Consider the following 8009-nt stretch of genomic DNA (forward strand, 5'->3'; position numbering starts at 1 on the left):
GAACTTGAAGATGCGCTGGTGATCGCCGAAGCTATCGAAATCTAAACGGCCGGGCCGTCTTCACGGACGGCCCAGACCGGACTTTCAAGCTGATGGTCATCGCTGCGCCGCAGCTTCACCAGACCGGCCGTTCGAGCATCTGGGACGTGGCCACTAGTTCAGAGACGGAGGTTCAGGTTTTCGCGGCATTGCGGGCCAGCATGTGGCGGAAGGCGTGCGGGCCGAAGGGGGCAGGTCAGGGGAAAGATCAAGAAGCGGCAGGACGATGATCGAGTTGGTCTAGCGCGGCGACGCGGGCCAGTCAGCCTGTGCCAGCTGCGCGGTCAGCCTTTCCGCCACGCCCGGCATGGACCGGACCGCCTCGGGAAAATCATCCGGCAATGTGATCTGGAACTCCGTCGCGGCCTTGGCGAGTTGCGCTTGTGCCTCTTCCATCCGGTTGCTGTCTGCCAGGCATCCCGCCAGCAGCAGCGTTGTGGCCCCGGTCATGAGTCCGTGTTCAAAATGTTCAATTGCGCGTGGGCAATCGCCTTGAGCGTATCGCAGGGTCGCGCGCAGTGTGATTGACCCTAAAGCAGGATGAGCATGATCCAAAAACGCGTCACTCTCGAAGAGATCAGCACAAGCGGTGGAGAAGGAGTAGCCCGACCATCAAACAGCTTTTTGGCTGATGCCTGCAGTATCCCTGTTTTGTTTACCAGGTCACGTGAACCGGTTCCCTTCAGCAAATTCATGTTGGGGCGATAGCGTCAGGTAGGCATCCCAAGCTAACCGATGCGATGACGACCAGGTCGTAAGACGCGCGCCGCTTTACCTCGGCAGCGATCGTTTTTGTGCCGCCCTTCATCTTGCACGGTATGAAGTCTTCAAGCGATTAGTGCCAGCACATCTGTTTCTCCGCAGCACTATGTCCCTGGCTGGACAAAAAATCCTATTAAGCCTCCGGTTATATACGTTCCTAAGGCTGTGCCACGGCGCAAACCGGTGTCCTTCGGGCACGAGAAACCGCACCCAAAAAAAGGATTCTGATTGCGGTATGCGCCATCTTCGCCAAAGCTTGAAATATGACTCACTCAAAGCTGTCCATCCGACCCGCCCGACAATCCGATCTTGCTGCGTTGATTGCGCTTTACGGGGACGACGATATCGGGGTGACTCGGGAAGCGACGGAACCGGATGCGGCCTACCAAAGCGCCTTCGACGCGATCCAGGCTGATCCGAACCAAATTCTTGTCGTTGGGGAACAGGACACAAAGATCGTCGCCACGCTTTTGCTGTCCTTTCTACCCGGACTGTCTCGGCACGGCGCTTGGCGTGCTCAGATCGAAGCGATGCGAGTCTCGGGGAGCCTGCGTGGCCAAGGCGTCGGCAAATCCTTGCTCGATTGGTCCGTCGCCGAGGCCCGCAATCGTGGCTGTGCGCTTGTGCAACTGACGTCGGACCGGCGCCGGACAGACGCGCACCGGTTTTATGAACGTGCCGGGTTTGAACCCACCCATTTCGGCTACAAACTGTCATTGGAGACACCATGAATGGCTTTCCCGTTTTTGACGGTCACAACGATCTTGTTCTGCGTCTGCTGAGAGGGGACATCACTGCAGACGATGTGGCTTCTGGTCTACCTGACGGTCACATCGATAAGCCGCGTGCGCAAAAGGGTGGGTTCGGCGGCGGAATGTTCGCGATCTTTGTACCGAGCCCTGGTGACCAAGCCCTGCGCCACGATGAGATGCGCAATCCACCCTATGACATCCCATTGCCAGATCAGGTTAGCGAGACCACAGCGGCCGATTGGACCGAGCGCGGATTTAATGCATTGAACGATCTGGCTGACGCGGGTGCCGTTCGTATTTGCCGCACCGCGCAAGACCTAGAAGACGCTTTGCCTGCGGCAGAGATGGCGGCCGTTATCCATATCGAAGGTGCCGAGGCGGTCGATCGCGAGTTCGAGAAACTGAACGCCTGGCACGCGCGGGGGCTGCGTTCGCTCGGCCCAGTCTGGAGTCGCGATACGGTGTGGGGGTGTGGTGTGCCGTTTCGGTATCCGTCCGATCCCGACACCGGTCCGGGCTTGACGGAGGATGGCAAAGCTCTGATCCGTGAATGTAATCGTCTGAAAATAATGATTGATCTGTCCCATCTGAATGGGAAGGGCTTTGAGGACGTGGCGCGGATCACCGACGCACCGCTGGTTGCGACTCACTCCAATGCATGGGCGGTTTGCCCTCATTCACGTAACCTGACCGACCGCCAACTGGCCGTGATCCGCGACAGTGATGGAATGGTTGGCATTAATTTCGCCAGCGCTTTCTTGCGGCCCGACGGGCGGATGGATTCAGAGTTTGAGCTTGACATCGTGCTCAGACACTTTGACCATCTTGTGCACAGCCTTGGTGAGGATCGGGTTGGACTTGGGTCCGATTTTGACGGAGCGCTCGTACCCGATAAAATCGGAGATTGTGCGGGTCTGCCCAACTTGCTCACCGCTTTGCGTTCTCACGGTGTGGACGACGGCCTTATGGCCAAGATCACTCATGGGAACTGGCTACGAGTCTTGCGAAAAACGTGGGGCGACTAATAAAAACGGAACAGGGACTTAATCTATGAAAACTTCATTTGTTGCAGCCGCAGTTGCGTCGCTTTTGACGCTTGGCCTCGCGGCGCCCAGCTTTGCGGAAACACCGCCGAACATGCTGGTCATCGCGAACAGGATCGATGACATCAAAACCTTCGATCCTGCCGAAAGCTTTGAATTCGCAGGCGCGGATGTCAGCCGGAACGTCTATGAAAAGCTCGTCAATTTTGACCCGCTTGACCTTGATGCAGGCTACCAGCCGCAACTGGCCGAAAGCTGGGATATCTCCGAAGACGGGATGACGATCACCTTCACAATGGCGGACGGGCATGTCTTTGCCTCGGGCAACCCGGTCACCGCCAAGGACGCTGAATTTTCGTTGCGTCGTGCCGTAACGCTGAACAAGACACCATCGTTCATCCTCACGCAGTTTGGCTTCACGCCTGAAAATGTCGAACAGACAATAGTCGCAACCGACGACAAGACGCTCGTTCTGACGCTAGATAAGCCCTACGCACTGTCTTTCGTCCTGAACTGTCTGACGGCCACCATCGGCGGGATCGTCGATATGGAAACCGCCATGGCGAACGAAGTCGATGGTGACATGGGCAACGCCTGGCTGCGCACCAACACAGCTGGCTCTGGCCCCTACAAGGTTGTCGACTGGAAGCCGAGCGAAAGCGTTCTCATGGACCTCAACCCCAACTATGGCGGCGACGCACCTGCGATGGAGCGGGTGATCGTGCAGCACATTCAGGAAAGCGCGACCCAGCGCCTGCAGCTTGAGCGCGGGGATATCGACGTGGCGCGCAACCTGTCGCCCGAAGACGTGGCCGGTCTGGCTGATGTTGACGGCGTAAAGGTGATCGACGAATTGCGTGGCCGTCTGATGTATTTCTCGGCCAACCAGAAGAACGAGATGCTGTCGGATCCCAAGGTTCTCGAAGCGCTGAAACTGGCGACCGACTATGAAGGGATGTCCGGCTCTTTCCTCAAAGGGCAGTACACAGTTCATCAAGCTTTCCTTCCGCTGACCTTTCTGGGCGCGTTGGAAGAAAAACCCTTCAGCTACGACATGGACGCAGCCAAGGCTGCGCTTGCTGCATCCGGACACCCGGATTGTGGTCCGATCAAGATTTCGGTCCGCGATGCGCAGGAACGCTTAGATATCGCCCAATCGCTTCAGAACACATGGGGCCAGTTGGGCTGTGACATCGAACTGATCGTCGGCACGGGCGCGCAAACGCTGGATCGCTATCGCGCACGCGAGCATGACATCTATCTTGGTGCGTGGGGCCCGGACTATCCGGATCCGAACACCAACGCGGGCACCTTTGCGTTCAACCCTGACAATTCGGACGAGGCTGGCGCAACCGGTCTTCTGGCATGGCGTAACGCTTGGGGCATCCCTGAGATGAGCGAAAAGACCCTCGCCGCTGTGGTGGAAAACGACACCGCAACCCGTGCCGAGATGTATCGCGAATTGCAGCGTGAGCATCAGCAGGTCAGTCCATTTGGCGTGATGTTCCAGCAGATAGAACAAAATGGCATGCGCTCGAACGTCGAAAACTTTGTCGCCGGCGGTGCGACCACGGCGGTGTCTTACTGGGTCATCACCAAGTAAATGGCGGATACAACACATGGCGAAGGACGGCTTCGGCCGTCCTTCCCACCTTGGCTGAAGAAAACGCTCACGACGTTGGCAACCGTTGCAGCGACGATTCTTGGCCTGCTTTTCGTGACATTCATGATCGGCCGCGTGATGCCGATCGACCCGGTTCTGGCTGTGATCGGCGAACGCGCCACGCAGGAACAATACGATCAGACCTTCCGGGATTTGGGGCTGGATCAACCGCTTCTGGTGCAGTTCTGGATTTACGTGACCGACGTGCTGCAAGGCGATTTCGGAAAATCCATCCGCACTGGACAGGAAGTTACCACCGACATTGCCCGAGTGTTCCCGGCGACGCTGGAGCTCGCGACTTTGGGCACGTTGTTCGGTGTGGTTCTGGGCGTGCCTCTGGGCGTCGTCGCCGCCGTTCGTCGCGGCAGCTGGATTGATCAGCTGGCGCGCTTTGTCGGTCTGATAGGATATTCCATGCCAATCTTCTGGTTGGGTCTTGTGGGGCTATTGCTGTTCTACGGCATCCTTGGGTGGGTTGCTGGCCCGGGGCGGTTGGGTATTTTCTATCAAGGCATCGTCGAACCGATCACGGGCATGATCCTTGTGGACAGCGCTCTGCGCGGTGAATGGGCGGTGTTTCGGAATGCGTTCTCGCACATCATCCTACCGGCATCTTTGCTTGGCTATTACAGCCTTGCATATATCAGCCGCATGACACGGTCCTTCATGCTGGAACAGCTTGGGTCAGAATACGTTACCACCGCGAGGGTCAAGGGCCTCAGCGAATGGCAGGTGGTCTGGGGGCATGCCTTCCGCAACATCCGCATCCAGCTGGTGACGGTGATTGCACTGGCCTATGCAAACCTGCTCGAAGGCTCCGTCCTGACTGAGATCATCTTTGCGTGGCCGGGGCTTGGTCAATACATCACCACGTCACTGCTGGCCAATGACATGAATTCTGTGCTGGGCGGGACGATCGTGATCGGTACGATCTTCGTGGGCATCAACATCTTCTCGGACCTGCTCTACCGTTTCTTCGATCCGAGGTCCAAATGAGCACATCGCAAGGACTGCGAGACTGGCTTCTCAGCGAAGAGCCGACCTCCCGTCGGCAGGCTCGGTTCGCGTCATGGTACAAGGGATGGCTAACGCTGCGGTCGAACAAACTCACGATGTTCGGCCTCTACGTCCTCGCTTTCCTGATCCTCTGCGCAATTTTTGCGCCGGTATTGGCCACGCATGATCCGTTTGCGCAGGATTTGGGCCAGCGTTTGTTGGCACCGGGCGAAAATGGGCATCTCTTCGGGACCGACAGTCTGGGGCGGGACATCTACTCCCGACTGCTCTACGGGGCGCGGATTTCCATCTATATTGTTCTGTTGGTTGTCATGGTCGCGCCTTTGGTCGGCCTGATCGTCGGTACGATGTCCGGCTATGCGGGTGGCTGGATCGACGTGCTGCTGATGCGAATTACCGACATTTTCCTAGCCTTTCCGCGCCTGATCCTTGCGCTGGCCTTTGTTGCTGCACTAGGGGCCGGGATCGAAAACGCTGTGCTTGCGATCTCGCTGACCGCGTGGCCGCCTTACGCCCGGATCGCACGAGCCGAGACGCTGACCATCCGGAACTCGGACTATATTCACGCAATCAAACTGCAGGGTGCGGGGCCGTTCCGTATCGTAACCAAGCATATCTGGCCGCTCTGCATCTCTTCGCTGGTGATCCGCGTCACTCTGGACATGGCAGGGATCATTCTGACTGCGGCTGGACTTGGCTTTCTTGGCCTCGGCGCACAACCCCCCAGCCCGGAATGGGGCGCAATGATCTCGGAAGGGCGCAAGTATATCCTTGATTACTGGTGGGTCGCCACAATCCCCGGCATCGCGATCTTTGCCATCAGCCTTGCCTTCAATCTGCTGGGTGACGGCCTGCGGGACGTGCTGGACCCGAAAGAGGACAATTCATGACGGACGCCCCGCTTCTGGATGTGGAAAATCTGTGGGTGAAGTTCCGCACGCGCACAGGTGTTTTTGACGCGGTACGAGGGATTTCCTTTACCTTGGGCAAGGAACGCCTTGGCATCGTCGGCGAAAGTGGTTCTGGCAAATCCATGACGGGCCGCGCCGTTCTGCGCCTGATCCGACCGCCAGGCTTTATCGAAGCTGACAAACTCAACGTGCACGGCGAAGACATCCTGTCCCTGCCTGAAAAGCAGATGCGCCGCCTGCGCGGTGGACGGGTGTCGATGATCATGCAGGACCCAAAGTTTTCTTTGAACCCCGTGATGACTGTCGGTCATCAATTGGTCGAAGCACTGCGCGCGCACGAAAAGGTTTCGCGCAGTGAGGCTTACCAGCGCGCTTTGGACGTGCTGGACGAAGTCGCGATCCGTGACCCCAAACGGGTCTTTGACCTCTATCCGCACGAGGTTTCAGGCGGCATGGGTCAGCGCATCATGATCGCGATGATGTTACTGCCCAATCCCGAGATCCTCATAGCGGACGAACCCACCTCGGCGCTGGATGTTTCGGTACAGCTTCAGGTTCTCGACATCATCGACAAACTGGTCAGTGATCGCGGTATGGGTCTGATGTTTATCAGCCACGACCTTAACCTCGTTGCCAAGTTTTGCGACCGCATTGTCATCATGTACGCAGGCCGTATCGTCGAGACCTGCAAGGCCAGCGAGCTGCGCAATGCCAAGCATCCTTATACGCTAGGCCTGCTCAACTCGGTGCCCGATCTGGAACACCCGCGCGACCACCTCGAAGTGTTGAAACGCGATCCGGCATGGCGCGAGGCCCCGTCCGTGAGTGCCCGCCAATGAGCGCTATCACGATCAAAGACCTCAACGTCTGGTTTGGCGTCGGCGCTGACCGCTCCTATGCGGTGCGGGATGTGAGTTTCGAGGTCGCAGACGGAGAAAGCTTCGGATTGGTGGGGGAAAGCGGTTCAGGTAAATCAACCATATTGCGCGCCATCGCCGGTCTTGTTCCCACGTGGTCGGGCAAGATGACCGTGGCTGGCGAAACTCTTGGCGCCAAACGCAGCAAATCCTTCTACAGCAAGGTGCAGATGGTATTCCAAGACCCCTATGCGTCCTTGCATCCACGCCAGACGGTGGACCGCGTCTTATCCGAGGCGATGGAACTGCACGAGGTTCAAAACATCGATACCCGCATCGGCCGCTTGCTAGACGATGTCGGCCTCGGCACGGGCTTCCGCTTTCGTTATCCGCACCAGCTGTCAGGAGGCCAACGCCAACGCGTTGCCATCGCCCGTGCGCTCGCTTGTGATCCGTCGATCCTGCTTTTGGATGAGCCGACCTCGGCCTTGGACGTTTCGGTACAGGCAGAAATCCTGAACCTGCTGGTTGATCTGCGCCTCGAACACAAACTGACGTACATCATGGTCTCGCATGATTTGGGCGTCGTCGGCCATCTATGCGAACGCATTGGAGTGATGAAAGATGGTCGCTTCGAAGAAGTCCTAACCGTCGATGCCATGCGTCGCTCAGAGGCTCAATCTCCTTACACGCAGCACCTATTGGAAAGCTCAATCAACTCAATTCGGTGATCTTGTTCTGAGCCTGCCAATCCATGTCGGCGATTGGCCGTCTGGCGTCATTTGCGGCCTTTCCCGTTTAGCGGACTTTGGCACACAGCGCAGCGAATGACGGCTTCCCGCCGATTCTGTGGAAAAACAACGTGTTGCTGGCGCAGAAATAGCCGTTCCAAATCGGGCGTAAGCGCCTTTCTTACTAGGCTTTGCGCATTTTCTGCGGTGCAGGAAAGACCTTGGCTAGTTTGC

The 8009-nt window shown here is 57.6% G+C and carries 8 protein-coding genes; 7 read left to right on the forward strand and 1 reads right to left on the reverse strand.

Features of this window, described 5'->3' with window-relative positions:
• Window positions 1-279: 279 nt before the first annotated feature.
• The gene (locus WAO69_RS11015; RefSeq protein ID WP_422178998.1) at window positions 280-489 is read right to left on the reverse strand and encodes a hypothetical protein; all 210 of its coding nucleotides are present in this window, start codon (window positions 487-489) and stop codon (window positions 280-282) included.
• Between the two features lie 575 nt (window positions 490-1064).
• Here WAO69_RS11015 and WAO69_RS11020 point away from each other — a divergent pair.
• The 7 genes from WAO69_RS11020 to WAO69_RS11050 are packed head-to-tail and all read left to right on the forward strand — an operon-like array spanning window position 1065 to window position 7775.
• Window positions 1065-1532 carry a GNAT family N-acetyltransferase gene (locus WAO69_RS11020; RefSeq protein WP_422179000.1) on the forward strand — a complete coding sequence of 156 codons (468 nt, stop codon included), beginning with the start codon at window positions 1065-1067 and terminating at the stop codon, window positions 1530-1532.
• On the forward strand, window positions 1529-2578 hold the full coding sequence (locus WAO69_RS11025) for a dipeptidase (protein ID WP_422179002.1): 1050 nt from the start codon (window positions 1529-1531) through the stop codon (window positions 2576-2578). Before WAO69_RS11020 ends, WAO69_RS11025 begins: the two co-directional genes overlap by 4 nt.
• 25 nt (window positions 2579-2603) lie before the next feature.
• Entirely contained in the window at window positions 2604-4199 is a 1596-nt protein-coding gene (locus WAO69_RS11030) for an ABC transporter substrate-binding protein (RefSeq protein WP_422179004.1), read from the forward strand.
• A complete protein-coding gene (locus tag WAO69_RS11035; RefSeq protein WP_422179006.1) occupies window positions 4200-5255 on the forward strand; it encodes an ABC transporter permease in 1056 nt (351 codons plus the stop codon). It begins immediately after the preceding gene.
• The gene (locus tag WAO69_RS11040; protein ID WP_422179008.1) at window positions 5252-6166 is read left to right on the forward strand and encodes an ABC transporter permease; all 915 of its coding nucleotides are present in this window, start codon (window positions 5252-5254) and stop codon (window positions 6164-6166) included. The genes WAO69_RS11035 and WAO69_RS11040 overlap by 4 nt, the downstream gene beginning before the upstream one ends.
• Window positions 6163-7026 carry an ABC transporter ATP-binding protein gene (locus tag WAO69_RS11045; protein WP_422179010.1) on the forward strand — a complete coding sequence of 288 codons (864 nt, stop codon included), beginning with the start codon at window positions 6163-6165 and terminating at the stop codon, window positions 7024-7026. The genes WAO69_RS11040 and WAO69_RS11045 overlap by 4 nt, the downstream gene beginning before the upstream one ends.
• On the forward strand, window positions 7023-7775 hold the full coding sequence (locus WAO69_RS11050; protein ID WP_422179012.1) for an ABC transporter ATP-binding protein: 753 nt from the start codon (window positions 7023-7025) through the stop codon (window positions 7773-7775). Before WAO69_RS11045 ends, WAO69_RS11050 begins: the two co-directional genes overlap by 4 nt.
• The last annotated feature ends 234 nt before the right edge of the window (window positions 7776-8009 follow it).

It is taken from the genome of Aestuariivita sp. (genome assembly GCF_049276915.1).
Lineage (GTDB): Bacteria > Pseudomonadota > Alphaproteobacteria > Rhodobacterales > Rhodobacteraceae > Aestuariivita.

Bases quoted from the DNA above. Each gene is read 5' to 3' on its own strand.
- WAO69_RS11045 (WP_422179010.1), top strand. From the start codon at position 6,163: ATGACGGACGCCCCGCTTCTGGATGTGGAAAATCTGTGGGTGAAGTTC.
- WAO69_RS11030 (WP_422179004.1), top strand. From the start codon at position 2,604: ATGAAAACTTCATTTGTTGCAGCCGCAGTTGCGTCGCTTTTGACGCTT.
- WAO69_RS11035 (WP_422179006.1), top strand. From the start codon at position 4,200: ATGGCGGATACAACACATGGCGAAGGACGGCTTCGGCCGTCCTTCCCA.
- WAO69_RS11025 (WP_422179002.1), top strand. From the start codon at position 1,529: ATGAATGGCTTTCCCGTTTTTGACGGTCACAACGATCTTGTTCTGCGT.
- WAO69_RS11050 (WP_422179012.1), top strand. From the start codon at position 7,023: ATGAGCGCTATCACGATCAAAGACCTCAACGTCTGGTTTGGCGTCGGC.
- WAO69_RS11015 (WP_422178998.1), bottom strand. From the start codon at position 489: ATGACCGGGGCCACAACGCTGCTGCTGGCGGGATGCCTGGCAGACAGC.
- WAO69_RS11020 (WP_422179000.1), top strand. From the start codon at position 1,065: ATGACTCACTCAAAGCTGTCCATCCGACCCGCCCGACAATCCGATCTT.
- WAO69_RS11040 (WP_422179008.1), top strand. From the start codon at position 5,252: ATGAGCACATCGCAAGGACTGCGAGACTGGCTTCTCAGCGAAGAGCCG.